Here is a 26,922-nt window from a genome sequence, read left to right on the forward strand (position 1 = left end):
CTGTGGTGACATGGCTCACATGCAGCTCGGCACCAACCTGCCCAGGGTCGCCGGCTACAACCGGGCCGTCGTGCTGGAGGCGATCCAGGCCTCCGACGGGATCAGCCGGGTCCAGATCGCCGCCCGGACCCGGCTGACCGCGCAGACCGTCTCCGTCATCGTGCGGCGGCTGCTCGGGGAGGGGCTGGTCGTCGAGGACGGGTCGGCGCCGTCCAGCGGTGGCAAGCGGCGCACGATCCTGCGGGTGGACGCGCGGGCCGGGTTCGCCGTCGGGGTGCACTTCGATCCCCAGGAGATCTCCTGCGTACTGGCCGATCTGGCGGGGCGGCCGGTCACCCGGCTGCGCCTGCCGGTGCGGCCGGGGGCCGGCCCGGAGGCGGTGATCCGGCAGATGGCCAGGTCCGCGCGGCGGATCCTGCGGGAGGCGGAGGTGCCGGACGGGAAGGTGCTGGGGGTCGGCCTGGCCTGTCCCGGGCCGCTGGACGGGCAGGGCGTGATGGTCTCGCCGCCGCGGCTGCCGGGATGGGACCAGGTGCCGATCAAGAGCCTGCTGCATGAGCACGAACCCGACGGGCCCGAGTGCTACTGCGGCAACCGGGGATGCGTGGAGGCCGTGTGCTGCCCGAGCGCCATCGAGGCGGCCATGGGCGGGAAGCTCACGCATGCCGCGATCTGCGCGCGGGCCGCCGAGGGCGAGCCGGCGGCGCGGAAGGTGATCGAGCGGGTGGCGGGGCGGCTGGCCGTCGCCGCCGTGAGCGTGGTGAACATGCTGGACATCGACCTGCTCGTGCTCGGCGGGCCCGCGCTCAGGGAGGTGGGCGAGATCTACCGCGAGGTGATCGCGCGGGCCGTGTCGGGCAGGTCGCTGGCCAGGCGGCTGCACGTCGTGCGGGTGCGGACCTCGCCGATCGCGGCCGACGCCGCCGCCATCGGCGCGGCCTCGCTGGTGTTCCACGCCACCTACGCGCCCCGGCTGGACACCCTCCTCAGTGTCTAGGCGCGCTTCATCCGGAGCGTGACGAGCTGGAACGGCCGCAGCGTCACGGGGATCGGGCCCTCGTGCCGCCGGGGCTCCTCGATCGGGCGTTCCAGCAGGTCCGTGGCGACGACCTCGGCGACCGGGAAGCCTGGCGTGAGCGTCGCCCGGGTCCGGCCGCCCCCGGCCTCGTGGAAGCGTACGATCACGTCGCCGCTCTCGTCGTCGGCCAGTTTGACCGCCGTCACCACGACCGCGTCGTCGTCCACCGAGACCAGCGGCGCCACCGGCGTGTCGCCGGGCACGCGGCGTTCGGGCAGGTTGACGAAGTAACCCTCGCGGACCGCGTCGCCGATCTCCGCGCCCGGCACCAGCGCGTGCCGGAAGCGGTGCCTGCCCTGGTCGGTCTCCGGGTCGGGGAAGCGCGGGGCGCGCAGCAGCGAGACGCGCACGACCGTGGTCGTGCCGGACCCGCCGACGTCCCGGGTGACGTCGTGGCCGTAGGTCGAGTCGTTGACCAGGGCGACGCCCCAGCCGGGCTCCCCGACGTGCACGAAGCGGTGGTTGCACGCCTCGAACTTGGCCGCCTCCCAGCTGGTGTTGGTGTGGGTGGCGCGGAAGACGTGGCCGTACTGGCTCTCGGAGGCGTACCGGTCGGCGTGCACGTCCAGCGGGAAGGCCAGCTTGAGGAACTTCTCCGTCTCGTGCCAGTCGACCTCGGTCTCGATGTCGAGCCGCCGGCCGGACAGGGTGAGCAGTTGCCGCACCCGCGACGACCCGAACGAGCGGGTGACCCGGACCGAGCCGCCGTCCAGGCTCACCTCGTCGGCCTCGGTCAGGTCGGTGGCCGTGGCGCGGTAGAACTCGTCCACGTCCCAGGCGTCCCACTTGTTGGGCAGGTCGGGGTGGAGCTGCAGCAGGTTGGCGGCCCGGCCGGGGGCGACCGCCTCGCGGCCGGCGGCCAGGTCGCAGGCCGACACCACCAGGCCGCGGGTGTCGATCTCCACCCTGAGCACCCCGTTGTCCAGCACGTAGCCGCCCTCGGCGCGGGGGCGCGCCGCGGCCGCCGGTTCGGCCGAGGCGGGGGCGGCGGCTCCGGCCGCGACCCCGTGCCGGGTGTGCGGGGCCGCGTTGAAGACCAGGGTTCCGGTGCCCTCCCCGGCCAGCGCGCGCTGGGCGGCCTCGATGATGGCGGTCAGCTCCTCCGCCACCGCCGCGTACGTCTTCGCGGCCTCCTGGTGCACCCACGCGATCGACGAGCCGGGCAGGATGTCGTGGAACTGGTGCAATAGCATCGTCTTCCAGATCCGGTCCAGGCCCGCGTACGGGTAGGCCGAGCCCGTCCGCACGGCGGCCGTCGCGGCCCAGAGCTCGGCTTCGCGCAGCAGGGACTCGCTGCGGCGGTTGCCCTGCTTGGTCCTGGCCTGGCTGGTGAGAGTGGCGCGGTGCAGCTCCAGGTAGAGCTCACCCACCCAGACCGGCGGGTTCGGGTGCTCAGCCTCGGCCTTGGCGAAGAAGGCGGCGGGCGTCTCCCAGGTGACGGCGGCCGAACCCTCCAGGTCGCGCACCCGGGCGGCCTTGGCCACCATCTCGCGTGTCGTGCCGCCGCCCCCGTCGCCCAGCCCCGTGGGGGCCAGCGAGTGCCGCGCCACGCCCTTCTCCCTGAAGTTGCGCGCCGCGTGCGCCAGCTCGCGCCCGGTCATCGAGCAGTTGTAGGTGTCCACCGGCGGGAAGTGCGTGAAGACCCGCGACCCGTCGATGCCCTCCCACAGGAACGTGTGGTGCGGGAACGTGTTGGTCTGGCTCCACGAGATCTTCTGCGTGAGCAGCCGTTTCGACCCCGCCGCCCGGATGATCTGCGGCAGCCCGGCCGCGAACCCGAACGTGTCCGGCAGCCACACCTCGTCGTTGTCGATGCCGAACTCGTCGATGAAGAACCGCTTGCCGTGCACGAACTGCCGGGCCATCGCCTCGGAACCGGGCATGTTCGTGTCGGACTCCACCCACATGCCGCCCGCCGGGACGAACCGGCCGGTGGCCACCGCCTTGGTCACCTTCGCCCACACCTCGGGCCGGTGCTCCTTGATCCACGCCCACTGCTGCGCCTGCGACATGGCGAACACGAAGTCCGGCTCGTCCTCCAGCAGCGCGGTCATGTTGGCGGCGGTGCGGGCCACCTTGCGTACGGTCTCGCGCAGCGGCCACAGCCAGGCCGAGTCGATGTGCGCGTGCCCGACCGCGCTGATCCGGTGCGCCGAGGGCACCGCCGGGGCCGCGAGCACCGCGGCCAGCTCGGCGCGGGCGGCCGCTGCCGTCGCGTTGACGTCCTGCAGGTCCACCGCGTCCAGCGCCCGGCTCACCGACCGCAGCAGCTCCCAGCGGCGGGCGCCGTCCACCGGCAGCTCGTGCATGAGCTCACCCACCACCTCCAGGTCCATCACCAGCTCCCAGACCGTCTTGTCGAAGACGGCCAGGTCCATCCGGGCGATCCGGTACTGCGGCTCGTCGCCCGCCGTCGCCCTGTCGCCCAGCGGCGTCGGCTGGAACGGGACGGGGCCGAAGATGATCGGGTTGGCGGCGGCCTCGACGCGCAGCTCGACCCGCTCGCCGCCGGCGGCGGGGGCGGCCACGCGGACCCACTGGTTGCGGGGGTGGAGGCCCTTCACCGGCGTGCCGTCGGGGAGGTAGACCAGGCCCTCGCACTGGAAGCCCGGCATGTTCTGGTCGAAGCCCAGGTCGAGCAGGGCCTCCACGGTCCTGCCGGCCCACTCCCGCGGCACCGTGCCGGTGACCGTGAACCAGCTCGTGCCCCACGGCGCCCCCCACACCTGGCCCGCCGCGGCCGGCTCGGGCGTCGCGGCCAGCCCTTCGTCCACCGGTACGGGCTCGCCCGGCGCGTGCCACACTCCGACGTCCAGTGGCACCGACTCGGGATAGACGGCCGGTCGGATCCGCTCGTTCAGCACCCGCCTCAGCCGGGCTTCCACCAGGTCACGGTCGTCATGCATCAGAGACTCCTTAGAAAACCCGATGATAAATCAGCTTTTGGGATCAGCCGGCACCCTTGACCTACACACGGCACCACAGGAACCACAGAACGTCATTGGGCCTCCCCCTCCTCCGGCCTATTCCTTACCATCACATCGGCCCACCGAATGATCGTGGGCGGCCTCCTGCGGAGGCCCCCCAGCCGCAGGAGGCCCACTCCCCGGGAGCGGGCCGACGCCTGGCCGCCAGTGGATCAGGCCACCCGCCGGACCCGGGCGGGGCGGCGGGACGAGGGCGCCGGGGCGGCTCCTACCGGTGACCGGGGATGGCCGCGAGCAGCTCGCGGGTGTAGTCGTGGCCGGGGTGGTCGAAGATCTCCTCGGCGGTGCCGCTCTCCACGATCCGCCCGTCCCGCATGACGTGCACCGCGTGCGAGATCATCCGTACCACGGCCAGGTCGTGGCTGATGAACAGGTAGCTGAGCCCCAGCTCCCGCTGCAGCTCGGCCAGCAGCTCCAGGATCTGCGCCTGGACCAGCACGTCGAGGGCGGAGACGGCCTCGTCGAGGACGACCAGCTCGGGCGAGAGCGCCAGCGCCCGGGCGATGGCCACCCGCTGGCGCTGGCCGCCGGACAGCTCGTGCGGCAGCCGCTCGGCCATCGACGCCGGCAGCGCCACCTTCTCCAGCAGCTCGGCGACGGCCTTCGCGCGCTCGGCCGGGCCGCCGACGCGGTGCACGCGCAGCGGCTCGGCGATCGACTTCCCGACCGGGTAGCGGGGGTCCAGCGACGCGTACGGGTTCTGGAACACCGGCTGCACCCGCCTGCGGAAGGCGAACAGCTCCCGCCTGCCGAGCCCGGCCAGCTCCGTCCCGTCGAAGCGGATGCTGCCCGAGGTGGGCCGGTCCAGGCCGAGCAGCAGGTTGGCGGTCGTCGACTTGCCCGAGCCGGACTCGCCCACGATCGACACGGTCCGGCCGCGCGGGATGCCGAACGAGACCCCGGCCACGGCCGTGATCTCCGGCCCGCCGCCCCTGAGCGGGAAGACCCTGCTCAGGTCCTCCGCCACGGCCAGGTCCCCGGCGGGCTCCGGCGGCTTCCGCACCCGTACGGACGACAGACTCGGCACGGCCCGCAGCAGCCGCCGGGTGTACTCGTGCGCCGGCTCGCCCAGGATGCCGGCCGCCGGGCCCGTCTCGACGATCTCGCCCCGGTACATGACGGCCACCACGTCGGCCCGCTCCGCCGCCAGCGCCAGGTCATGGGTGATGAGGAGGACCGCCGTGCCCATCTCGGCGGTGAGCCGGCCGAGCTGGTCGAGGATGCGCCGCTGCACGGTCACGTCCAGCGCGGAGGTCGGCTCGTCGGCGATGAGCAGCTTCGGCCGGCAGGCCAGCCCCATGGCGATCAGCGCCCGCTGCCGCATGCCGCCGGAGAACTCGTGCGGGTACTGCCCGGCCCGCCGGGCCGCGTCGGGCAGGCCCATCAGCTCCAGCAGCTCCACCGCGCGCGCCCGCGCGCTCCTCCCGGCCGCGACGCCGTGCACTTCGAGCGCCTCGGCGATCTGGTCGCCGATGCGCATGAGCGGGTTGAGGTTCGACATCGGGTCCTGCGGGACCAGGCCGATGCCCGCGCCGCGGATCGCGGTCATCTCGCGCCGGCTCGCCGTGGCCAGGTCACGCCCGTCGAAGATCACCTGGCCGCCGGTGATCCGGCCGTTGCCGGGCAGCAGCCGGTTGACCGCGGCCGCCGTGGTGGACTTGCCCGACCCCGACTCGCCGACGACCGCGACGGTCTGGCCGGGCAGGATCTCCATGGAGACGTTCGTGACGGCGGGGACGTCCTGCTTGCGGACGCGGAAGGCGACGGAGAGGTCGCGGATCTCCAGGAGCGGCGTCATGCGGTCCTCGATCGTTGTCCGGCGGCGTCCAGCAGGTCGTGCCAGAGGTCCTCGGTGGGCGTGGGTGTGCCGTCCACCAGCAGGCGGTTGCTCGCCAGGGCCAGCGCCACGTCGCGGCCGGGCACGAACCCGACCGCGCAGCCCACGTAGCCGGGGTGGCCGAGCACGGTGACGGTCTCGCCCGCCAGCCGCAGGGCGTACATGCGGAAGCCGAGAGCCTGCTCCGGGTCGGGACCGGGGGTGAAGAACTCCTCGGCGACCTCGGGCCGCCACAGGTGGTCGTGCTCCTCGTACCGGGACAGCGCCAGGCCGTACCGCAGCAGGTCGGGCACCGTCGAGAACAGCCCGGCGTGCCCGGAGACGCCGCCGAGGGCGTGATGGGCGTTGCCGTCGGCGACCTGCCCGAGCACCGGCCCGCGCCGCCAGCGGGCGAAGTCGGAGCTGCGGTAGGGGACGGGGTAGGGCCGCCCGGTGTCGAGCATGGTCATCTCGACCCGGTCGTCCAGGGCGCCCATGGCCACGTCGGGCCCGGCGGGGGCGGCGTAGACGGTCGCGTCCAGGCCGAGCGGCGCGGTGACCAGCTCGGCCACGGCCCGGTCCAGGCCGAGCCCGGTGACGGCCTCGACGATCCGGCCGAGCAGGATGAAACCGAGGTCGGAGTAGTGCCGCGCGCGGCCTGGCCGGTAGCGCGGGGGCGGCAGCACCGGCTGGACGTACAGCGGCCACCACTCCCACAGCCCGCCCCGGTGCAGCAGCAGGTCCCGTACGGTGATCGCCGCGTACGACCGCGCCAGGTACGCGCTCAGCGGCGCGTCCAGATCCACCAGCCGGTCGGACACCAGCCGGATGAGCGCCGTCGTGGTGGCCATGACCTTCGTCACCGAGGCGAGGTCGTGGTGGGTGTCCAGGGTCATGGGCGCCTCGCCCGCCAGCACGCCGCCCACCAGGCGCACGGTGCGGTGGCCGGTGCACTCGGTGAGCTCGAACCAGGGCGCCCGGGCGGCCATGACCAGACCGGGCGGCCGGTCCACGCCCACCGCCCGGGACGCGGGCGGGGCGGGGGCGGGGGCGGGGGGACGGGCCGGCCTCATCGGGTCAGCACCAGGGAGCGCGGGGGCTCGACGACCGGCTCGGGCAGGACGAGCGGCCCGGCGCCCGGCGTCAGCGTGCCCAGGACGCGTGCGCCGCCGGTGCCGGTGCCGCCGGGCACCGTCCCCGGCAGGCCGTGCGCGCTCAGCCAGCCGATCAGGGCGAAGGCGATGGCCTCCTTGTCGTCGGCGGGGGCGCCGAAGTCGTCGGAGGGCGCCACGCGCACGCCGGGCAGCGCCGCCCGCAGCCCCTCCATGATCACCGGGTTGCGGCAGCCGCCGCCAGAGACGACGAGCGTGTCGATCCCGGCGGCCAGCACGTCCCTGGAGACCGTGCGCACGGTCAGCTCGGTCAGCGTCGCCACCAGGTCGGCGTCCCCCACCTCGTGCCCGGCGCCGGCCAGCGCCGCCGTCACGTAGCCGAGGTGGAACAGCTCCTTACCGGTGCTCTTCGGCGCCGCCAGCCCGTAGTACGGCTCGTCCAGCAGCACCTCCAGCAGCCGCGGGTCCACCTGTCCCGCGGCCGCGATCCGGCCGTCCTCGTCGAAGCCGCGGGGGTGCAGCACCCGGCTGGTCACCACGGCGTCGATCAGCGCGTTCGCCGGGCCGATGTCGTAGGCGTAGAGAGAGCCGCCGCGTACCACGGTCATGTTCGCGATGCCGCCCAGGTTGAGCGCGCCCGCGCCGCCCTCGTACGCGCCGAGCAGCAGCCCGTCCAGCACCGACACCAGCGGCGCCCCGTGCCCGCCCGCCGTGATGTCGCGGATCCGCACGTCCGACAGCACCGGCGTCCCGGTCCGCTCCGCGATCCACGCGGGCTGCCCGATCTGCAGCGTGCCCAGCGCGTGCGCGCCCTCCACCCAGTGGAACACCGTCTGCCCGTGGGACACGATCAGGTCGACGGGGCCGCCCCGCTCGATGGCCTCCGCCGCCGCGGCGGCGAAGCTCTGCCCGATGAGCGTGTCGAGCACGCACACCTCGGCCAGCGTGGTCGGCGCGGGCGGCAGCGCCGCGATCAGCCGGGCCCGCAACCCGCCCGGATACGGCGTGCTCGCGGTGTGCCCGACCTGTCCCCGCAGCACGCTCCCGTCCCGCTCGAAGTCCACCACGGCCACGTCGATCCCGTCGTGCGACGTGCCGGAGATCATGCCAAGAACTCTCACTGTCTTCCTCGGTTCCGCGGGTCGAGGGTGTCGCGCAGGCCGTCGCCGAGCAGGTTCAGACCCACCACGAGCAGCACGACCACCGCCCCCGGCGCGATCAGCGTCCACGGGGCCACGAACACCAGGCTGCGCGCCTCGAAGATCATCGAACCGAGCGACGGCGCGGGCGGTGGTGTGCCCAGGCCCAGGAAGCTCAGCGACGCCTCGGTCAGCACGGCCCACGACAGGGACAGGGCGACCTGGATGACGACGATGGAGGCGATGTTCGGCAGCACGTGCCTGACCATGATCTGGAAGCGGCTCTGGCCGGTCGCGACGGCCGCCCGCACGTACTCGATCTCCCGCAGCGACAGCACGGGGCCGCGGGTGACCCGGATGAAGATCGGCACGTAGACGATCGCGATGGCCACGGCCACCGTGAACCAGCCGCGGGCCAGCACCGACGCCAGCGACAGCGCCAGCAGCAGCGGCGGGAACGCGAACAGCACGTTCGTCACCCCGCCGATCGCGTTGTCGGCGACGCCCCGGTAGAAACCCGCCACGAGCCCGCCCAGCGTGCCCACCACGGTCGCGAACGCCACCGCCACCACCGCGACGAGCGCCGAGTTGCCCACCCCGGCGGCCACCCGGGAGAACACGTCGCGGCCGAACTGGTCGGTCCCGAACAGGTGCGCCCCCGACGGCCCGAGGAAGCGCGAGGGCGGGTGCTGCGCCACCGGATCGTAGGGCAGCAGCCCCAGGTACGACAGCACCGCCACGACCGCCAGCACCGCCAGCACGACGACGCCCGCGACCCCGGCCGGACTGCGCCGCGCCAGCGCGGTCACGAGGCCCCCACCCGCGGGTCCACCAGCCGGTAGATCGCGTCGGTCAGCAGGTTGACCAGCACGAACGCCAGCGCGATCACCAGCACCGTGCTCTGCACGACCGCGTACTCCTTCTGCTGGATGCCCAGCAGCACCTGCCGGCCGATGCCCGGCACGGAGAAGATCTGTTCCACCACGACCGCACCGCCCAGCAGGTAGCCGAACTGCAGCCCGGTCATGGTCACGATCGGCACGAGCGCGTTGCCGAGCACGTGCCTGACCTGCAGCCGCCGCTCCGGCACGCCCTTGGCGCGGGCGGTGCGGACGAAGTCCTCCGAGCGTACCTCCAGCACCGCCGCCCGGGTGGTGCGCAGGATCGGCGCCGCGATGCCGAAGCCCAGCACGAGCGCGGGCAGCACCATCTGCTGCAGGTTGAGCAGCGGGTCCTCGGCGAGCGTGGCGAAGCCGCGGCCGTTGGGGTTGAAGCCGAACGACGCCGCGAAGACCGACAGCAACGTCGTGGCCAGCAGGAACGACGGGATCGACAGCCCCGCCAGGCTCACCAGCTGGCCGAGGGCGTCACGCGGGGAGCCCGCCCGCGAGGCCGACAGGGTCCCGAGCGGAACCCCGATGACCAGCGCCAGCACGATCGAGAGCACCGCCAGCTCGGCCGTCACCGGCAGCGAGTGCAGCGTCAGCTCCAGCACGCTCTGCTGGTTGCGCGCCGAGTAGCCGAGATTGCCGGTGAACAGGTTGCCCAGCCAGGAGAAGAACTGGGTGATCAGCGGCTGGTCCAGGCCGTAGTAGCGCTCCAGGGCCTGGAGCTGGGCGGGGGCGAGGCCGGCGGCCTCGGTGCCGAGCCCAGCGGTGATCTGGTTGCCGGGGATCGCCCGGAGCATGACGAACACCAGCACGGCCACCCCGAACAGGGTGCCCAGCGTGCTCGCCACGCGCCGGACGACGCGGTTGCCTACGATCCCGCGCATCAGCCGACGGACGTCGCCCGCAGATACTGCAGCGACCCGTTGGCCATCGGGACGAACCCCCGCACCTCGGCCGTGGTGGCGGTGTAGGTGTAGCCGGAGAACAGCCAGATCCACACGGCGTCGTCCTCCAACCGGGCCGACACCTGGTCGTAGATCGCCTTGCGGGCGGCCTGGCCGGTCGTCGCCTTGCCGTCGGCGAACAGCTTGTCCAGCTCGGGGGAGCTGTATCCGGCGACCTTGTTGAAGTTGCCCTGGCTGGTGAAGTAGCGGCCGTAGGAGCCGTCGGGGTCGGGACGCCCGCCGTTCAGCGCGACGGCGGCGTCGAAGTCGGCCGCGTTCCAGCGGTCCACGTACGCGCCCGACTCCAGCACCTCCAGGTCCAGGTTGATCTTGGCTTCGGCGAGCTGTGCCTTGAGGTTCTGGGCCTCGTTGACCGAGGTGGCGTACTCGCCCTGGGAGACGATCGTCTTGAGGGTCACCCCGCCCGACTTGCCCGCCTTGCCAAGGTACTCGGCCGCCTTGGAGAGGTCGCGGGCGGGGCAGGGGCGCCTGGCCGGGTCGGACTTGAAGGCCGGCGAGGTGATCGGCCCGACCACCTCGCCCTCGCCGAGCGCGGCCGTGTCGAGCACCTGCTTGCGGTCGATCGCGCACTGGATCGCCAGCCGCACGTTGACGTCCTTGAGATCGCCGTGCCGGGCGTTGAGCTGCAACACGTGATAGTTGAGCTGCGGCGTCTTGGCCACGGTGACCCCCGGGACCTGCGCGGTCCGCGCGACCAGCGGGTCGTTGAGCACCGTGAGCTGCACGTTGCCCGACTGCATGGCGGCCACGATGGACGACTCGTCGGGGATCACGCGGAACTCCAGCGCGCCGGCCTTCGGCTTGTCCGCGCCCCACCACTTGTCGTTCCTGGCCAGGGTGATCGACTGGCTGGCCGCCCGGCTGCGCAGCGTGAACGGCCCCGTGCCGTTGGGCCTGGTGCTCAGCTTGGCCTCGGTGTCGCCGGTGGACAGCATCGCCATGTTGATCGTGGCCAGGTTGGCGGGCAGCGCGGCGTCGGGGCCGGTCAGCTCCAGCACCACGGTGGACTTGTCGGGGGCCGTGACGGACTTCACCGACGACAGCGAGGCGCGCGCCACGGCCGCCGTGTCCGGGTTCATGATCTGGTCGAGCGACCACTTCACGTCATCGGAGTCGAACCCGCTGCCGTCGCTGAACGTGACGCCCTGGCGCAGCTTGAGGGTGAGCGTCCGGCCGCCGTCCGAGGCCTTCCAGGATTCGGCCAGCCCCGGCACCACGTTGAGGTCCTTGTCGAACTCGGTCAGCGTCCCGTACAGGTTCTGCAGCACGTTCACGGCCGTGAACTGGGTGGCCTTCCAGGGGAAGAGCGTGTCCGGGTCGGAGGTCACGCCGACGACGAGGGTCCTGCCGGCGCTCGGGCCGGTGCCGGAGCCGGAGGAGGAACAGCCGGCGAGGGCGATCACCAGCACGGAGGTGACGCCGATCACCGAGAACCAGCCACGGGGCATGTGGTCTCCTCCGGAACGGCGGTCATAAAATTACGCAGACCTTACCACTGGGGTAAATATTTTCCTTTCCATCGCCCAGCTCGCCGCCCGCTGCCGGACCTCCACCACCTCCTGGTGCGCTTCTACCGGTTTCGTCAGCAGTGCTCCGGCCTTCCGGCCGGTGGCGAAGCGGGCTGTCTCGCGTAGCAGGGCAAGAACCGCCGATTCGCCGCCAGGCGAACCGGCCCGCCCCGGATCAGGCCGGCCGGTTCTGCTGCTCGATGTACTGCTCGACCACGGTCGGCGGGGCCCCGCCGACCGACCCGGCGAAGTAGGAGCCGGACCAGAAATGACCAGCCTGCAGATACGTGCGGACGTGGGTGCCGAACTCCTTGCGCAGCATCCGAGCCGACACCCCCTTCAGCGAGTTGACCAGCTTGGACAAGGCGACCTTGGGCGGATAGTGGACCAGCAGGTGGACGTGGCCGTCCGCGCCGTTGAACTCGCCAAGCTCGACCTCGAAGTCGGCGCACACCTCCCGCATGATCTGTTCGCATCGGATCAGCATCGGGCCGGTGAAAGCTCCCCGCCGATACTTGGTGAGGAAAACCAAATGGGCGTGGAGGTGGTGGACGACGTGCCGTCCCGTGCGTACATCAGGGTTCGGTTTCCATCTCGGTGACATGAACCAAACGATACGATCAGGGTGTGGCGAAGGCGGGAACCGTGAAGCAGGCCCGGGCGCATGTGGCCCGCCTGGAGTTGAGCGCAGCTCAGGTGGCGGTGCTGGACCGTCAGGCGCACACCGCCCGCGCGCTGTGGAACCTGCTGCACGAGTACGTCACCTTCCGGCAGGGCCGGTTCGCGACGGTGAAGGAGTGCGACGAGGCGATCCGGGCGGCTCGTCGTGAGATCGACTGGATGGGCCAACTGCCCGCCCAGGCGGCTCAGGCGGTGTTGAAGACCTACCGGCAGGCGTGGGCGAACTTCTTCAACCCTGATCATCCCGCCCAACGCCCGACGTTCAAGGCACGGTTCCGGTCCCGGCCGGCCGTCGATGTGCCCCAGGCCCGCGACCTGCAGATCAAGCGGGTCAACCGGCGGTGGGGTGCGGTCACCCTGCCCAAGGTCGGCAGGGTGCGGTTCCGGTGGACCAGGGACCTGCCCGGCGTCACCAAGGGCGGCCCGGCCGGGCGGATCACCGGAGCCCGGCTGGTCAAGGACGCCTTCGGCTGGCAGATCGTGTTCCGGGCCGAGACCATGGCCGCCCCGGTGGGCGCTCATCCTGGTCCGGCCGTGGGGATCGACCGGGGGATCACCGTCGCCTTGGCGTTGTCGGATGAGACCGTGCGTGAACACGGCCCCTGGCTGTCCGGTGGTGAGCGTGAACACCTGCGCCGGCTGGAGAAGAAATCCGCCCGCCAGCGCGCCGCCCGTCCCTCCGGGCAGCCGACCTCTCATCGACTGACCCGCACCTACGACCAGATGGCCAGGCTCCGCGCGACAGCCAAGTGCCGAGCCGTCAACTGGCAGCACCAGACCACCACCGAACTCGCCGGCACCTTCAGCGTGGTCGTGGTGGAGGATCTGACGATCACGAACATGGTCCGCTCTGCCAAGGGCACGATCGAACAACCCGGCCGGAATGTGAGGCAGAAGGCGGGACTGAACCGCGCCATCGCCGGCGAGGCATGGGGCCGCACGGTCACCCTGCTGGAGTAGCTGGCCTCCCAGTACAAGGATTTCCGGATCGACCTGGCCAGGACGGTGACCTGGGACGAGTTGGCCACCTCGATCCTGCCGGAGGTGTCCGGCGACATCGACCGCCACGACAGCCTGGGCGGCATCGTCTCCAAGGTGGCCATGAACGAGACGCTGTCCATCGCCGACACGGCGCGGGCGATGGACCTGGAGGCGCCGGCCGTGGCGGTGGCCGTCTCGCACACCGGGGCGACCGTGGACACGGTCGAGTTCCTGGCCATCGCCCGCAGGTCGGGCGCCGCGACCGTGGCCGTCACGAACTTCCGGGACTCGCCGCTGGCGGCCGCCGCCGACGTGACATTGACCACTGCCGCCCGCGAGAACCGGTTCCGCTCGGCCGCGCTGGGCAGCCGCATCGCGCAGCTCATGGTGGTGGACTGCCTGTTCACCGGGGTCGCGCAAGCCTCGTACGACGCGTCGCTGGCGGCGTTGCGCGACAGGGACGCGGCGGTGCACGACCGCGTGGTCCGCAGGAGGGCCTGAACGGCAGGTCGGTAACAGGTTCACAGGTGTCATTCACCTGCGGTTCACTGGACATCTCTACCTTGTATGGCCATGAGCTGGAGGTACCGGGCCAACGCCACACTTGAGGGCCTGACGGGATACACATTGACACGACGGCTGCGGAAGGAGCCTCAGGAGCCCGCGCCCAAGCCGCCGCCCAAGCTGCCGCTGGAGCTGCAGCGGCTGCCCGGCGACACGATCCGTGGTCCCGTCGACCCGATCCACGACCGGTTGCTGCGCGAGCCCGTCTTCCTGCTCTCGTCCGTACGGTCCGGGTCCACGCTGTTGCGCGTCATGCTCAACAGCCACTCGAAGGTGCATTCGCCCATCGAGACGCACTTCCGGCGGATGACCGTCGGTCTCGGCACCGAGCCGCTGCGGCAGGCCATGGAGGCGCTCGGTCACGCCCACAGCGACATCGAGCACCTCATGTGGGACCGGCTGCTGCACCGCGAGCTGAGCCGCAGCGGCAAGCCGATCATGGCGGAGAAGACACCGAGCAACGTGTTCGCCTGGCGGCGCATCGCGACGTGCTGGCCGGACGCGCGCTTCATCTTCCTGCTGCGCCACCCGATGTCCATCGTGCAGTCCTGGCACGAGGCCGACCCCGAGAAGCGGCCCATGACGACGGCGGTGCCGCGCACCCTGACGTACATGACCCATCTGGAGGAGGCCCGAACCCGCCTGGAGGGCCACACCCTGCGCTACGAGGCCCTGGTCGCCGACCCCGAGGCCGAGCTGCGCCGGCTGTGCCTGTTCCTGGGCATCGAGTGGGAGCCGGCGATGCTGAACTACGGCAGGCAGGACCACGGCGACTTCGTCAAGGGCATCGGCGACTGGCGGGACAAGATCCGCGCCGGCACGGTGGTGGCGGGCCGCCCGCTGCCCGCGCGCGACGAGATCCCGGGCGAGCTGCACGAGATCTGCCGCCAGTGGGATTACTTGTAATCGCGATCAGGCTGTGACGAAGTTCGCTCGTCGTTTGGCCGCCGTTCGCCTGGGGCTCCGATAGGTTGCACTTCGTGATCAACGGGCCTACGCGTCGCACTCTCTTCGCCGGAACCCTGGCCGGCCTCGCCCTGCCCACTCTGACCGCTGAGGGAGTGGAGGCGGAGACGGCCAAGGGGGCCGCCGGGCTGCCCTCGCGGCCCAACATCGTCGTCATCCTGGCGGACGACCTGGGCTGGGGTGAGGTCGGTTTCCAGGGGCAGCGGCAGATCAGCACGCCGAACCTGGACCGGGTGGCGGCGGAGGGAGTGCGGTTCACGACCGCGTACTCGGGGGCCCCGCTCTGCGCGCCGTCCCGCTGCGCGCTGCTCACCGGCCTGCACGCGGGCCACGGCACCGTGCGGGAGAACCCCGAGGGCGGCGAGCAGCACGCGCTCACCAGCGCCGACCTCACCTTCGCCGAGTTACTGCAGTTGTCCGGCTATCGCACGGCCTGCATCGGCAAGTGGGGCTTCGGTCCCGAGCGGGCAGGCGACGTGTCCCACCCGAACCAGCGGGGCTTCGACGAGTTCTTCGGTTTCATCACCCACAAGCACGCCCACCAGTATTTCCCCAAATACCTGTGGCACAACGGCTCCAAGGTGCAGCTGGACGGCAAGACGTACGCGCCGGACCTGTTCCGCAAGCGGGCGATCGAGTTCATCAAGGACGATCACGACGACCCCTTCCTGCTCTACTTCTCCTCGATCCTGCCGCACTCGCCGAGCCAGGTCCCGGGCGACGCGGGGCCCTACCAGCACAAACCGTGGACCCTGGCCAACCGCCGGCACGCCGCCCAGGTGGCCAGGCTGGACTCCGACGTCGACACGCTCGTGCGCACGCTGCGCGAGGCCGGCATCGCCGACAACACGCTCGTGGTGTTCACCAGCGACAACGGCCCGCACCGGGAGAAGGGCGTGACGCCCGAGCTGTTCAACTCCAACGGCGGCTTCCGCGGGGACAAGCGCGAGGTGTACGAGGGCGGCATCCGCGTGCCGCTGGTCGCCTGGTCGCCCGCCCTCAAGCCGCGCGTGGTCAACCAGCCGGTCGCGTCGTGGGACCTGCTGCCGACCCTGGCGGACCTGGCCGACGTGCCGGTGCCGGCCAACCTCGACGGCCTCTCCTTCCGCCGCGCGCTCACCGGCGGCGACGCCCCCGAGCACGACCACCTGGTGTGGAACCGGCCCCACAAGGCCCAGGCCATCAGGCGCGGCCGCTGGAAGGGTGTCAGGTACTCCCCGCACATCTCCGGCGCAGGCCCGGACGGCCGGGTCGAGCTGTACGACCTCGACGACGACCCGGGCGAGCGGAAGGACCTCGCCGCGTCCCACCCCGACCTGGCCGCGGAGCTGATGGCCACCCTCGACGAGTCGATCGGCCCCGACCCGCGCCTCCCGTACGGGCTGCGCACCAAGCTGACCGGCGGCCAGGTCGTCGTGACCCTCTACAACGGGTCGAAGGTGCCCTGGCGCAAGGTCCGGCTGGGCCTCGACGGCTCCCGCCGGGCCCGGTCGCAGACCGTGGCGCAGGTGGAGCCGGGGGAGACCGTCGCGGTCGGCTTCCCGGTGCGCGCGGGGGAGCGGATCACGGCCCGGGCCGACTTCCTGGCGGCCGGCCGGTCGCAGACCTTCCGCAAGGCCCACGGCTCCCGCCGCCTCGACGCCTGACGGCAGGGCCGGCGCCCCCGGCCCTGAGACCTCAGGGCAGCCGGCCGACGTGGGCGAGCGCCTGCTTCAGCAGCACCCCCTGCCCGCCGGCCATGTCCTGCTGCACCAGCGGCGAGGCCGCCTCCTCGGGGGTGAACCACACCAGGTCCAGCGCGTCCTGCCGGGGCCGGCAGTCACCGGCGACCGGCACGACGTAGGCCAGGGAGACCGCGTGCTGACGCGGGTCGTGATACGGGGTGACGCCGTGCGTGGGGAAATACTCCGCGACGGTGAACGGCTGCGGGGAGGGGGGGATGTGCGGCAGCGCCACCGGGCCGAGGTCCTTCTCCAGATGGCGCAGCAGGGCGTCGCGGAGCCGTTCGTGGTGCAGCACCCGGCCCGAGACCAGCATCCGGCTGACCGTCCCGTCCGCGGCGATGCGGAGCAGCAGCCCGACGTGGGTGACCACGCCGGTATCGTCGACCCGCACCGGAACGGCGTCGATGTAGAGGATCGGCAGCCGGCCGCGCACCGACTCCAGTTCTTCCGGTGCGAGCCAGCCGGGCGCGGTTTCGGTCTTTTCGGTCATCTGCTGATCGTAACGTTCCCGGGTGATCCCTTCGGGCCCTCCTCATGAAGGGCAGCAGGCCCGCCGGGGCTTCCTGACCCGGGCCCCGCGCCGCGCGCACGCGTTGACTCGCCCGCCCCGGCGCGTCCCGGGGGCGCGGTACTCGGGCAGGCCGCGGCCGGCCAGCCAGGACGCGGTGACGATGACGAGGACGATGCTCATGAAGGGCAGATATTCGAGGACTTTTCGTCTCATGTGAGTTCAGCTTCCGCTTGTGCCTTCGCCAGCCGCCTGCGCTGCGGCTGCACCGTGTGCTTCGGGTCGTTCGCCGACTCCATCCCGGCCCGGAAGATCCCGAACCGGGTGCACGCCGACCCCGCCAGCAGCGCCGCGCCCGCCGCCACGGCCGCGATCCGGCTGCGCGACCCGGCGGTGACCCCGGCCAGCGCGCCGACCAGCGACAGCGCCTCGCCCACGCGCAGCAGCCTGCTGCGCTTGAGTGGCTCGGCCAGCGGCCCCAGCCGCCGCTCCATCCGGGTGGCGGCCACGCACTCGACGGCCGCGCCCAGCAGCGCCGCCCGGCGCGCCGGCCCCGCCTCGGTGAGCGGCGCGGCCAGCAGGCCGAGCCCGCCCGCGGCGGTCACGGCCGATCCGGCGAACAGGAACGGCATCTCCCGGAACCCCTCGTGCCAGGTGGGCACGGCCGTGTCGCAGATCAGCGCCGCGGTGTAGGTGGCGACGGCCGGACCGGCCAGCCCCGCCCCGAGCGTCGCGGCCCGGCCCAGCCGGGGGAACAGCCCGGACACGTCGGCCGCCGCCGCGCACCCGGCCTGCGGCCCGTACGCGGTGAGGATCCAGGTGCCGACGCTCATGGGCGAGGTCACCTTGAACACCCGCAGCATGTTCCCGAACCGCTCCGGCCGCCCCAGGTCGTGGATCAGCGCGTAGAGCGAGCCGCCCAGCGCGCACAGGGCGCCGACCTTGGCCGCCCGGGCCAGCCGCGGCCTGCCGGTGAGCTCGGCGGCGGCCGCCAGCGTGGAGGAGGCCCCGGCCAGGCCGCCGAGGAACAGGTAGCCGGCGATGTCGGCCGCCTGCCAGGTCGGCTCGTTCAGCACCGGCCGCCCGTAGTAGGAGTCTTGTGCGGCCTGCGGCGCCGGGGGCCGCTCCCGCCGGTGTCCGGCGGAGCCGGGTGTCGCCTCCCGATCGGTCCGCACCCCGGCCGAGCCGTCCAGCCGCACGTCGGTCTGGCTCATGATCGTCCCCTTCCGCCCGCGGGGCGTGTCCTCCATGCCGTCGCCGCCACGCCCGCCAGCAGGCCGAGCGCCGCGAGCCCGACGTGCCGCCACATCGACGGCAGGTCCCGCGTGGTCACCACGGGGTCGGGCGGCAGGCCGTACACCTCGGGCTCGTCCAGCAGCAGGAAGAACGCGCCGGTGCCGCCCACGCCGTCGCCGCTGTCGTGGCCGTACAGGCGGGCCGAGCCCAGCCCGGCCGCGCGCACCTGCTCCAGGCGGCGCTCGGCGCGCTCGCGCAGCTCCGCCAGATCGCCGAACTGGATGGAGTCCGTCGGGCAGGTCTTGGCGCAGGCGGGCTCCTCGCCGGCGCCCAGACGGTCGTAGCACATCGTGCACTTGGCGGCCGTGCCGGTGCTCTCCCGCGTGCCGATCACCCCGAACGGGCAGGCCGGCACGCAGTAGCCGCAGCCGTTGCACACGTCCTCCTGGACCACGACCGTGCCGAACTCGGTGCGGAAGAGCGACCCCGTCGGGCACACGTCCAGGCAGGCGGCCCGCGTGCAGTGCTTGCACACGTCGGAGGCCATCAGCCAGCGGAAGTCCATGTCGCCGACCCCGGGCTCCTGGTGGCCGAGCGGCCGGCGCTGCTCGACGAAGGCGACGTGCCGCCAGGTGTCGGCGCCCAGGCCCACGGTGTTGTCGTAGGACATGCCGGTGAAGGCCAGGCCGTCCTCCGGGACGGCGTTCCACTCCTTGCAGGCCACCTCGCACGCCTTGCAGCCGATGCAGATGCTGGTGTCGGTGAAGAACCCCACGCGCCCGTCGGCGAGCTTCTCGTCCAGGTCGAAGGCCATCACTCACACCTCCGTTCCGGTGCCGCCGGTCACGCCGGCCCGTTGCCGGTAGGACCTGACGAGCTCGGGCAGGGCCGGGCCGCGCGGGCGCCGTCCCGGCCGGATGTCGGCCGACAGGGCCTTGACCTCCTGGATGTGGGAGTTGGGGTCCAGCGAGATCGACGACAGTTCGTTGGCCGCGTCGCCCCGGGCCAGGCCGTTGGGCCCGAAGTGGAACGGCAGCCCGATCTGGTGCAGCACCCTGCCGTCGAGCCGCAGGGAGGGGATCCGGTCGGTGACCATCACCCTGGCCTCGATGGCGTTGCGCGCGGTGATGATCGTCGCCCAGTCGCCGTGCACCAGCCCGCGTTCGGCGGCCAGCTCCGGCGACACCTCGCAGAACATCTCCGGCTGCAGCTCGGCCAGGTAGGGCGTGCGCCGGCTCATGCCGCCCGCCGTGAAGTGCTCGGTCAGCCGGTAGGTCGTCACCACGTACGGGTAGACCGTCGCGCCCGGCTCCGAGCCGCTCGGATGATAGCGGTTGGCCTCGTGCGGATAGAGCTTGCGCGCCGGGTTGCGCTGGTGCCCGTAGAGCGGGTTGGCCACCGGCGAGTCCTGCGGCTCGTAGTGCGTGGGCAGCGGCCCGTCCACCACCCCGGCGGGCGCGAACAGCCAGCCCTTCCCGTCGGCCTGCATGATGAACGGGTCGATGCCCGACAGCGCCTCCACGCCCCGCGCGGTGGGCGGCGGCCGGTAGTCGGGGCTCTTGCCGAGCTCGAAGTCGGGCACGTCGAAGCCGGTCCACCGGCCCGCGTCCGCGTCCCACCACACCAGCTTCTTGCGCTCGCTCCAGGGGCGGCCGTCCGGCCTGGCCGAGGCCCGGTTGTAGAGCACCCGCCGGTTGGCGGGCCACGCCCAGGCCCATTCGGCGGCGATCCAGTCCTGCTCGGTGTGCGGCTTGCGGCGGGCCGCCTGGTTGACGCCGCCGGCGTACACGCCGGAGTAGATCCAGCAGCCGCAGGTCGTCGAGCCGTCGTCTTTGAGCTCGTGGTATCCCGACAGCGGCCGGCCCTCGGCGTCCCGGCCGTTGATCTCGGCCAGCACCGCCTCCGCGTCGGGCTCGGCCGTCTCGCCGCTCACCGGGTAGTCCCAGGTGAGGTCGAGCACCGGCGCGTCCATCGGATCCCGCGAGCCGGCCAGCTTCTCCCGGATGATCCGCCCGAGGTGGTACATGAACCACAGGTCGCTGCGCGCGTCCTCGGCCGGCTCGACCGCCTGGTGGTGCCACTGCAGCAGCCGGTTGGTGTTGGTGAAGCTGCCGCTCTTCTCGGTGTGCGAGGCCGCGGGGAGGAAGAACACCTCCGTGCCGATCCCGGCCGTCTTCAGCTCGCCGGTCTCGATCTCCGGGCCGTCCCGCCACCAGGTGGCGCTCTCGATCAGGTTGAGGTCGCGTACCACCAGCCAGTCGAGCTCGGCCATGCCCAGGCGCTGCATTTTGGTGTTGGCCGAGCCGACCGCCGGGTTCTCGCCGAGCAGGATGTAGCCCTTGCAGACGCCGTCGAGCTGCGCCAGCACCGTGTCGTACGTGCTGTGCGACCCCGTCAACCGGGGCAGGTAGCCGAAGCGGAAGTCGTTGTCCGGCTGCGCGGCCTCGCCCCACCACGCCTTGAGCAGGCTCACCAGGTAGCCGGGCATGTTGGCCCAGTAGCCCTTGTGCGCCGTGTCGGCCCGCAGGAAGTCGCGCAGCCCCAGGTGCTCGTGCGCGTGCGGCATCGGGATGTAGCCCGGCAGCAGGTTGAACAGCGTCGGCACGTCGCTGGAGCCCTGGATGCTGGCGTGCCCGCGCAGCGCCTGGATGCCGCCGCCCGGCCGGCCGATGTTGCCCAGCAGCAGTTGCAGGATGCTCGCCGTCCGGATGAACTGCGAGCCGTCGCTGTGCTGCGTCCAGCCCACCGCGTAGACGAACTCGGCGGTCTTGTCCGGCCCCGAGTTCTCCGTCAGATGCCGGCACACCTGGTCGAACAGCTCCCGCGGCACCCCGCACACCCGCTCGGTCATCTCCGGCGTGTAGCGGGCGAAGTGGCGGCGCAGCACCTGCATGACGCAGCGCGGGTGGCGCAGCGTCTCGTCCCGCTCGGGCGTGCCGTCCATCGGGACGCCGGCGGCGCCGGACATCTCGCTGCGGCCCGGCGGCACCCGGCTCGCCCGCCGCTCGAAGTCCGCGTCGCGCTCGCCGCTGGCCGCGGTCACCTCCATGCCCTCGTACTGCCAGGTGTCCCCGTCGTAGGTCCGGCTCTCGGGGTCGAAGCCGGAGAAGAGGCCGTCCCCGTCCTCGGCGTCGCGGTAGTCCTCGCGCAGGATGGTGGCCGCGTTGGTGTAGGCGACCACGTACTCGTGGAAGTACAGGTCGTTCTCCAGTACGTGGTTGATGATCGCGCCGAGGAAGGCCACGTCGGAGCCGGCCCGGATGGGCACGTGCAGGTCGGCCAGCGCGCTCGTACGGGTGTAGCGCGGATCCACGTGGATGATCACCGCGCCGCGCGCCTTGGCCTCCATCACCCACTGGAAGCCCACCGGGTGCGCCTCGGCGAAGTTCGAGCCCTGGATGATCACGCAGTCGGAGTGCTGCAGGTCCTGCATGAACGTGGTGGCCCCGCCGCGGCCGAACGACGTGCCGAGGCCCACCACGGTCGAGCTGTGGCAGACGCGGGCCTGGTTCTCGATCTGCACCACGCCCAGCGCCGTCAGCAGCTTCTTGATGAGGTAGTTCTCCTCGTTGTCCAGCGTGGCGCCGCCGAGGCTGGCGATGCCGAGGGTCCTGGCCACGCGCCTGCCGTCGTGCTCCCACTGCCAGGTCTCGCGTCTGGTCGCGATGATCCGGTCGGCCACCATGTCCATGGCGGTGGCCAGGTCGATCTCCTGCCAGTCGGCGGCGCCCGGCGGCCGGTGGAGCGCCTTGCGCTGCCGGCCCGAGTCGGTGGTGAGCTGCAGGGTGGCCGCGCCCTTCGGGCACAGCCGTCCCCTGCTGATGGGGGAGTCGGGGTCGCCCTCGATCTGGATGACGCGCTCGTCGCGTACGTAGACGTTCTGGCCGCAGCCCACCGCGCAGTACGGGCACACCGACTTGACGACGCGGTCGGCCGTGGCCGTACGGGCGGTCAACGCCCCGGTCCTTGCCGACTTCACCGCGGCCGCCCGCCCCGTCCGATCCTTGCCCGCAAGCTGCCGCAGCAGCGGCCATCCGAAATCCATGACGCCCCCCGATACCCCTGGTCGCCTTCCTGCCCCGCGTGGCACGGGGAGAAACAGGAAAGCGCAGGTCAGAAGGGGTCAGAAAAGGCGGGCTGCGGCCTCCTCCCAAGCACGCTCGTCGCCCGACGGCTCGTAGCGGCGCAGCGGTTGCGAGGAGGCCACCAGCGCGCGCATCTCCTCCAGCCCGGAGACCAGCCCCGCCGCCCGCGCCTGCACGAGCACGTTGCCGAATGTGGTCGCCTCGGCCGGCCCCGCCACCACCGGCAGGCCGCAGGCGTCGGCGGTGAACCGGCACAGCAGCTCGTTGCGCGACCCGCCGCCCACCAGGTGCACGGCCTCCACCTCGCGGCCCGACAGCTCCATCGCCTGGCGCACCGCCAGCCGGTGGCCGAGCGCCAGGCTCTCCAGGGCGCAGCGCACGTAGGCGGCCGGGGACTCCGGCGGGCGCTGCCCCGTGCGGCGGCACTCGGCCGCGATCCTGGCCGGCATGTCGCCCGGCGGCAGGAACAGCGGCTCGTCCGGGTTGACCACGGCCGCGAACGCCGGCTCGGCCGCCGCGGCCGCCAATAGCTCGCCCAGGTCGGAGCCCGGCCAGGCGCGCTGGCACTCCTGCAGCAGCCACAGGCCCATCACGTTGCGCAGGTAGCGGACGGTGCCGTCGATGCCGGCCTCGTTGGTGAAGTTCGCGGCGCGGCTCTCCGGCGTCACGACCGGGCCGGGCAGCTCCACCCCGGCCAGCGACCAGGTGCCGCACGAGATGTAGGCGAACGCCTCTCCGGCCGCCGGTATCGCGGCCACGGCCGAGGCGGTGTCGTGCGAGGCCACCGCCCGGACGGGCGCCGACCAGCCGATCTCCGCCGCCACGTCCCGCCGCAGCCCGCCCACCGCGTCGCCGGGTTGCCGCAGCTCGGGGAACAGACGCGCGGGCAGGCCGAGCTGCTTGATCAGCGGTGACGCCCAGGACCTGGTGCGCACGTCGAGCAGCCCCGTGGTCGAGGCGTTGGTCACCTCCGCGCCGGCCTCGCCGGTGAGCCAGTAGCCGATCAGGTCGGGGATCAGCAGCATCGTCGCCGCCTGGTCGAGCCGGTCGGCCAGCAACTGGTAGATCGTGTTGAACGGCAGCACCTGCAACCCGGACACCTCGTACAGAGCGGCCGCGCCCACGGTCTCGGCCACCTGCTCGGCCACCCCGCGCGTCCGGTCGTCGCGGTAGTGCACCGGGTTGCCCAGCAGCGCGCCCGACTCGTCGAGCAGCCCGTAGTCCACCGCCCACGAGTCCACGCCGATGGAGGAGACCGGTCCGGCCTGCCGCAGGCCGGTCAGGATCTCCCGGTAGAGGCCCAGGATGTCCCAGTGGAGGCGGCCGGCGACGCGTACCGGGCCGTTGGGGAAGCGGTGCGCCTCGGTCAGCCGCAGCCCGTCGGACAGGTCGGCCAGCATCACCCGGCCACTGGAGGCGCCGAGGTCGACGGCGGCGAAGCGGCGGCTCATTGCGTGGACTCCCTGGCGACGAGCTCGGGCTGGAACATGATGTGCTGGTGGGCGTGCGTCTCCGGATTGTCGCACTCGTCCAGTAGCAACTCCGTGGCGATGCGGCCGAGCTGGTAGGTGGGCTGGCGCATCGAGCTCAGCGAGATGGTGGAGGCGGCGGCGAAGTCGATGTCGTCGTAGCCCATCAGCGCCACGTCCTCGGGGACCCGCACCCCGGCCCGCAGCAGCGCCCGCAGCACGCCCAGGGCGAGCAGGTCGTTGGCGCAGAACACGGCCTCGGGCAGGCCGCCCGCGATCAGGTCGCCGCCCGCCTTCTCGCCCGCGCGGGCCGTCATCGTGGTCGCCTCGGCCACCTTCAGCTCCCCGGGATCGAGCCCGGCGGCCCGCATGGCGTCCTCCGCGCCCTGCCGGCGCTCCACGCACTGCCTGATCGACAGCGGGCCCGTCACGTAGGCGACGCTGCGCGCGCCCCTGGCCAGCAGGTGCGCCACCGCCGCGCGGCCGCCCGCGACGTCGTCCACGGCCACCGCGCACTGGTCGGGCCGATGTGCCGGATGGTCGACCAGCACCACGCTGATGCCGTGCTCGCGCAGCCGGTCCAGCCTGGCCGTGTCCTCGCCGGAGGGGGTGATCAGCACGCCGCGCACCCGGTGCTCGGCCAGCACCCGCAGGTTGCGGTCCTCCTTGTCCTGCGAGCCCGCCGAGTTGCCCAGGATCACCGCGTAGCCCAGCTCGCTGGCCACGTCCTCGACCCCGGCGGCGACCTCGGTGAAGAACGGGTTGCCGATGTCGATCACGCTCAGGCCGATCGTCCTGCTGTGCCCGGCGCGCAGCGTCGAGGCCGAGCCGTGGCGCACGAACCCCAGCTCGTTGATCGCCGCCTCCACCCGCTCCCGGGTGGCGGGGGCGACTTTGCCGGGCCGGTTCAGTACGTTGGATACCGTGCCCGGGGACACGCCCGCGTGCGCGGCGACGTCCTTGATGCTGACCATGGCCATGGAGCCCAATTAAAACGTACTAACGAACAGTACGCCAGTCGCGCTACCGGTGGCGGCCGGAATCCCGGCTGTGCGAGCACACGTCGACCGGCTCTTGCGCGCCCCGTTAGCGGAACGTTTTAATCCCCCGTGCGCGAGCGGTGAGCGCCCCACCCGTCATTCAGAAAGGCAGGCTTCATGCCCGATGTGATCGCCTACGGCGCGGACTGGAACCCCGAGCAGTGGCCCGAGGAGACCTGGGCCGAGGACGTCGCGCTGATGCGCGGGGCCGGCGTCAACAGGGTCAGCGTCGGCATCTTCTCCTGGTCGCTGCTGGAGCCGGTCGAGGGCGTGTTCGAGTTCGGCTGGTTCGACCGCGTGCTGGACCTGCTGGCCGCGAACGGGATCCGGGCCAACCTGGCCACCCCGACCGCCGCACCCCCGCCCTGGTTCGGCGACGCCTACCCCGAGGCGCTGCCGGTGGACGCCGACGGGCGGCGCCTGCAGCACGGCAGCAGGCAGGGCTTCTGCCCCAGCTCGCCGATCTACCGAGAGAAGGCGCTGCGCATCACCGAGCAGGTGGCCGCCCGCTACCGCGACCACCCCGCGCTGGCCATGTGGCACGTGCACAACGAGTACGGCTGCCACAACGCCCGCTGCTACTGCGACACCTCGGCGGCGGCCTTCCGCGCCTGGCTCCGCTCGCACTACCCCTCGCTCGACGCGCTCAACGACGCCTGGGGCACCGCCTTCTGGTCCCAGCACTACAGCGCCTGGGCGCAGATCCTGCCGCCCCGCGCCACCCCCAGCTTCACCAACCCCGGCCAGCAGCTCGACTACCGCCGGTTCAGCTCGGACGCGCTGGTCGAGCTCTACGTCGCCGAGCGTGACCTGCTCAAGGGGCTCACCCCGGACGTGCCCGCGACCACCAACCTGATGGCGGGCGCGCACTGGGACATGGACTGCTGGGCCTTCGCCGCCGAGACGGACGTGGTCTCGACCGACCACTACCTGCTCGGCGCCCGCGCCGAGCCCCACGTCGACCTGGCCTTCGCCGCCGACTACGCGCGCTCGCTGAACGGCGGCCGTCCCTGGCTGCTGATGGAGCACTCCACCAGCGCGGTCAACTGGCAGCCGCGCAACCTCGCCAAGGCCCCCGGGGAGCTGCGCCGCAACTCCCTGGCCCACCTGGCCAGGGGCGCGGACGGGATCATGTTCTTCCAGTGGCGGGCCTCGCGGGCGGGCGCCGAGAAGTGGCACTCGGCGATGCTGCCGCACGCCGGGGTGGACACCAAGATCTGGCGCGAGGTCGTGGCGCTCGGGGCCGAGCTGGCCGGGCTGGCCGGCGTGGCGGGCAGCACGGTCACGGCCGACGTGGCCGTCCTGCTCGACCACTCCAGCGTGTGGGCCCAGGACCACCCCGCCCAGCCCACCTCCGAGCTGGACCCGGTGGAGGAGGCCAAGCGCTGGCACGCCGCGCTCTGGCGGGCCGGGATCACCTGCGACGTGGCCCACCCGGAGGGCGACCTGACCGGGTATCGGCTGGTGCTGGTGCCCCAGCTCTACCTGGTGAGCGACGCGGGGGCGGCCAACCTGACCGAGTTCGTACGGCGGGGCGGGGTCGCGCTCGTCGGGCCGTACAGCGGGATCGTGGACGAGCACGACCGGGTGCGGCTGGGCGGCTATCCCGGAGCCTGGCGGGACCTGCTCGGGGTGAGCGTCGAGGAGTTCTTCCCGCTGGCCGGGCCGATCCGGCTGGCCTCCGGGGCGACGGCCGGCGTCTGGAGCGAGGCGGCGCGCTCGACCGGCGCGAAGGTCCTGGACACGTACGCCACGGGCGAGCCCGCCTGGACCCGCAACGAGTGGGGCGGGGGAGCCGCGCACTACCTGACCACCCGGCTCGACGCGGCGGCCCTGGCCGAGGTCCTGGCCACGGTGTGCGCCGAGGCGGGCGTCGAGCCCGTCGCCCGGACCGCGCCCGGGGTCGAGGTCGTGCGCCGCTCGCACGCCGACGGCCGCTCGTTCCTGTTCGCGATCAACCACACGGCGCAGGACGCCGTGGTGACCCTGCCCGGTGGCGCGACCGTCGCCGTCCCGGCCGGCGACGCGCGGATCGTCCCGATCGGGCGGATCCATTAAAACGTGTCACCACGTCGGCGCGGCGGAGGCGCGGCAGCGAGGGCGACCGGCGCATTGACAGCGAGCACCAGGAATCGTAGTTTCCAGGCGGAGGATTAAAACGTTTTGAAAGGGG

Annotated in this window: 21 protein-coding genes; 6 read left to right on the plus strand and 15 right to left on the minus strand. The window is 72.4% G+C overall.

Going from position 1 to position 26,922, the window contains the following annotated elements:
• Window positions 1-10: 10 nt before the first annotated feature.
• Window positions 11-997 (plus strand): ROK family transcriptional regulator, encoded by a 987-nt coding sequence (locus tag ABGB18_RS15655; RefSeq protein ID WP_347696200.1) that lies wholly within the window; start codon window positions 11-13, stop codon window positions 995-997.
• Here ABGB18_RS15655 and ABGB18_RS15660 read toward each other — a convergent pair.
• The 8 genes from ABGB18_RS15660 to tnpA form a co-directional block, all read right to left on the minus strand.
• Window positions 994-3,984 carry a glycoside hydrolase family 38 C-terminal domain-containing protein gene (locus tag ABGB18_RS15660; protein ID WP_347696201.1) on the minus strand — a complete coding sequence of 997 codons (2,991 nt, stop codon included), beginning with the start codon at window positions 3,982-3,984 and terminating at the stop codon, window positions 994-996. The genes ABGB18_RS15655 and ABGB18_RS15660 overlap by 4 nt on opposite strands.
• Window positions 3,985-4,273: 289 nt before the next feature.
• Window positions 4,274-5,863, minus strand: coding sequence for an ABC transporter ATP-binding protein (locus tag ABGB18_RS15665; protein ID WP_347696202.1), 1,590 nt, complete (start codon window positions 5,861-5,863; stop codon window positions 4,274-4,276).
• The gene (locus tag ABGB18_RS15670) at window positions 5,860-6,954 is read right to left on the minus strand and encodes a serine hydrolase domain-containing protein (protein ID WP_347696203.1); all 1,095 of its coding nucleotides are present in this window, start codon (window positions 6,952-6,954) and stop codon (window positions 5,860-5,862) included. Before ABGB18_RS15670 ends, ABGB18_RS15665 begins: the two co-directional genes overlap by 4 nt.
• Window positions 6,951-8,099, minus strand: a complete 1,149-nt coding sequence (locus ABGB18_RS15675; RefSeq protein ID WP_347696204.1) for an anhydro-N-acetylmuramic acid kinase — start codon at window positions 8,097-8,099, stop codon at window positions 6,951-6,953. Before ABGB18_RS15675 ends, ABGB18_RS15670 begins: the two co-directional genes overlap by 4 nt.
• 11 nt (window positions 8,100-8,110) lie before the next feature.
• The gene (locus ABGB18_RS15680; protein WP_347696205.1) at window positions 8,111-8,941 is read right to left on the minus strand and encodes an ABC transporter permease; all 831 of its coding nucleotides are present in this window, start codon (window positions 8,939-8,941) and stop codon (window positions 8,111-8,113) included.
• Window positions 8,938-9,906, minus strand: a complete 969-nt coding sequence (locus ABGB18_RS15685; RefSeq protein WP_347696206.1) for an ABC transporter permease — start codon at window positions 9,904-9,906, stop codon at window positions 8,938-8,940. Before ABGB18_RS15685 ends, ABGB18_RS15680 begins: the two co-directional genes overlap by 4 nt.
• Entirely contained in the window at window positions 9,906-11,435 is a 1,530-nt protein-coding gene (locus ABGB18_RS15690) for an ABC transporter substrate-binding protein (RefSeq protein ID WP_347696207.1), read from the minus strand. Before ABGB18_RS15690 ends, ABGB18_RS15685 begins: the two co-directional genes overlap by 1 nt.
• Before the next feature lie 235 nt (window positions 11,436-11,670).
• The gene (gene tnpA / locus ABGB18_RS15695; protein WP_347696208.1) at window positions 11,671-12,099 is read right to left on the minus strand and encodes an IS200/IS605 family transposase; all 429 of its coding nucleotides are present in this window, start codon (window positions 12,097-12,099) and stop codon (window positions 11,671-11,673) included.
• A 23-nt stretch (window positions 12,100-12,122) separates the two neighbouring features.
• Here tnpA and ABGB18_RS15700 point away from each other — a divergent pair, with 23 nt between their 5' ends.
• The 4 genes from ABGB18_RS15700 to ABGB18_RS15715 all read left to right on the plus strand — a co-directional run bounded on the left by ABGB18_RS15700 (window position 12,123) and on the right by ABGB18_RS15715 (window position 16,333).
• Window positions 12,123-13,136 (plus strand): transposase, encoded by a 1,014-nt coding sequence (locus ABGB18_RS15700; RefSeq protein WP_347696209.1) that lies wholly within the window; start codon window positions 12,123-12,125, stop codon window positions 13,134-13,136.
• Between the two features lie 141 nt (window positions 13,137-13,277).
• Entirely contained in the window at window positions 13,278-13,658 is a 381-nt protein-coding gene (locus ABGB18_RS15705) for an SIS domain-containing protein (protein WP_347696245.1), read from the plus strand.
• A gap of 72 nt (window positions 13,659-13,730) precedes the next feature.
• Entirely contained in the window at window positions 13,731-14,627 is an 897-nt protein-coding gene (locus ABGB18_RS15710; protein ID WP_347696210.1) for a sulfotransferase, read from the plus strand.
• Between the two features lie 74 nt (window positions 14,628-14,701).
• Window positions 14,702-16,333, plus strand: a complete 1,632-nt coding sequence (locus ABGB18_RS15715; RefSeq protein ID WP_347696211.1) for an arylsulfatase — start codon at window positions 14,702-14,704, stop codon at window positions 16,331-16,333.
• Window positions 16,334-16,364: 31 nt separating this feature from the next.
• On the opposite strand, the gene ABGB18_RS15720 is transcribed toward ABGB18_RS15715, so the two are convergent.
• The 7 genes from ABGB18_RS15720 to ABGB18_RS15750 form a co-directional block, all read right to left on the minus strand.
• Window positions 16,365-16,901 carry an NUDIX hydrolase family protein gene (locus ABGB18_RS15720; protein ID WP_347696212.1) on the minus strand — a complete coding sequence of 179 codons (537 nt, stop codon included), beginning with the start codon at window positions 16,899-16,901 and terminating at the stop codon, window positions 16,365-16,367.
• Between the two features lie 42 nt (window positions 16,902-16,943).
• Window positions 16,944-17,135, minus strand: coding sequence for a hypothetical protein (locus ABGB18_RS15725; RefSeq protein ID WP_347696213.1), 192 nt, complete (start codon window positions 17,133-17,135; stop codon window positions 16,944-16,946).
• Window positions 17,132-18,133 carry an NrfD/PsrC family molybdoenzyme membrane anchor subunit gene (nrfD, locus tag ABGB18_RS15730; protein WP_347696214.1) on the minus strand — a complete coding sequence of 334 codons (1,002 nt, stop codon included), beginning with the start codon at window positions 18,131-18,133 and terminating at the stop codon, window positions 17,132-17,134. Before nrfD ends, ABGB18_RS15725 begins: the two co-directional genes overlap by 4 nt.
• On the minus strand, window positions 18,130-18,969 hold the full coding sequence (locus tag ABGB18_RS15735) for a 4Fe-4S dicluster domain-containing protein (RefSeq protein WP_347696215.1): 840 nt from the start codon (window positions 18,967-18,969) through the stop codon (window positions 18,130-18,132). Before ABGB18_RS15735 ends, nrfD begins: the two co-directional genes overlap by 4 nt.
• A 3-nt stretch (window positions 18,970-18,972) precedes the next feature.
• A complete protein-coding gene (gene fdh / locus ABGB18_RS15740) occupies window positions 18,973-22,200 on the minus strand; it encodes a formate dehydrogenase (protein ID WP_347696216.1) in 3,228 nt (1,075 codons plus the stop codon).
• A 78-nt stretch (window positions 22,201-22,278) separates the two neighbouring features.
• Entirely contained in the window at window positions 22,279-23,691 is a 1,413-nt protein-coding gene (locus ABGB18_RS15745) for a rhamnulokinase family protein (protein ID WP_347696217.1), read from the minus strand.
• Window positions 23,688-24,689 (minus strand): substrate-binding domain-containing protein, encoded by a 1,002-nt coding sequence (locus ABGB18_RS15750; protein WP_347696218.1) that lies wholly within the window; start codon window positions 24,687-24,689, stop codon window positions 23,688-23,690. Before ABGB18_RS15750 ends, ABGB18_RS15745 begins: the two co-directional genes overlap by 4 nt.
• A 177-nt stretch (window positions 24,690-24,866) precedes the next feature.
• On the opposite strand from ABGB18_RS15750, the gene ABGB18_RS15755 reads away from it, so the two are divergent.
• Window positions 24,867-26,807 carry a beta-galactosidase gene (locus tag ABGB18_RS15755; protein ID WP_347696219.1) on the plus strand — a complete coding sequence of 647 codons (1,941 nt, stop codon included), beginning with the start codon at window positions 24,867-24,869 and terminating at the stop codon, window positions 26,805-26,807.
• The last annotated feature ends 115 nt before the right edge of the window (window positions 26,808-26,922 follow it).

This window comes from Nonomuraea sp. B12E4, assembly GCF_039871825.1.
Taxonomy (GTDB): domain Bacteria; phylum Actinomycetota; class Actinomycetes; order Streptosporangiales; family Streptosporangiaceae; genus Nonomuraea.

Excerpts from the sequence above, each read along its gene's own strand:
- nrfD (WP_347696214.1), bottom strand. The coding sequence starts at position 18,133 with ATGAGCCAGACCGACGTGCGGCTGGACGGCTCGGCCGGGGTGCGGACC.
- ABGB18_RS15710 (WP_347696210.1), top strand. The coding sequence starts at position 13,731 with ATGAGCTGGAGGTACCGGGCCAACGCCACACTTGAGGGCCTGACGGGA.
- ABGB18_RS15685 (WP_347696206.1), bottom strand. The coding sequence starts at position 9,906 with ATGCGCGGGATCGTAGGCAACCGCGTCGTCCGGCGCGTGGCGAGCACG.
- ABGB18_RS15690 (WP_347696207.1), bottom strand. The coding sequence starts at position 11,435 with ATGCCCCGTGGCTGGTTCTCGGTGATCGGCGTCACCTCCGTGCTGGTG.
- ABGB18_RS15675 (WP_347696204.1), bottom strand. The coding sequence starts at position 8,099 with ATGATCTCCGGCACGTCGCACGACGGGATCGACGTGGCCGTGGTGGAC.
- ABGB18_RS15755 (WP_347696219.1), top strand. The coding sequence starts at position 24,867 with ATGCCCGATGTGATCGCCTACGGCGCGGACTGGAACCCCGAGCAGTGG.
- ABGB18_RS15725 (WP_347696213.1), bottom strand. The coding sequence starts at position 17,135 with ATGAGACGAAAAGTCCTCGAATATCTGCCCTTCATGAGCATCGTCCTC.
- ABGB18_RS15720 (WP_347696212.1), bottom strand. The coding sequence starts at position 16,901 with ATGACCGAAAAGACCGAAACCGCGCCCGGCTGGCTCGCACCGGAAGAA.
- ABGB18_RS15665 (WP_347696202.1), bottom strand. The coding sequence starts at position 5,863 with ATGACGCCGCTCCTGGAGATCCGCGACCTCTCCGTCGCCTTCCGCGTC.
- ABGB18_RS15735 (WP_347696215.1), bottom strand. The coding sequence starts at position 18,969 with ATGGCCTTCGACCTGGACGAGAAGCTCGCCGACGGGCGCGTGGGGTTC.
- ABGB18_RS15655 (WP_347696200.1), top strand. The coding sequence starts at position 11 with ATGGCTCACATGCAGCTCGGCACCAACCTGCCCAGGGTCGCCGGCTAC.
- ABGB18_RS15670 (WP_347696203.1), bottom strand. The coding sequence starts at position 6,954 with ATGAGGCCGGCCCGTCCCCCCGCCCCCGCCCCCGCCCCGCCCGCGTCC.
- tnpA (WP_347696208.1), bottom strand. The coding sequence starts at position 12,099 with ATGTCACCGAGATGGAAACCGAACCCTGATGTACGCACGGGACGGCAC.
- ABGB18_RS15705 (WP_347696245.1), top strand. The coding sequence starts at position 13,278 with ATGAACGAGACGCTGTCCATCGCCGACACGGCGCGGGCGATGGACCTG.
- ABGB18_RS15660 (WP_347696201.1), bottom strand. The coding sequence starts at position 3,984 with ATGCATGACGACCGTGACCTGGTGGAAGCCCGGCTGAGGCGGGTGCTG.
- ABGB18_RS15750 (WP_347696218.1), bottom strand. The coding sequence starts at position 24,689 with ATGGCCATGGTCAGCATCAAGGACGTCGCCGCGCACGCGGGCGTGTCC.
- ABGB18_RS15745 (WP_347696217.1), bottom strand. The coding sequence starts at position 23,691 with ATGAGCCGCCGCTTCGCCGCCGTCGACCTCGGCGCCTCCAGTGGCCGG.
- fdh (WP_347696216.1), bottom strand. The coding sequence starts at position 22,200 with ATGGATTTCGGATGGCCGCTGCTGCGGCAGCTTGCGGGCAAGGATCGG.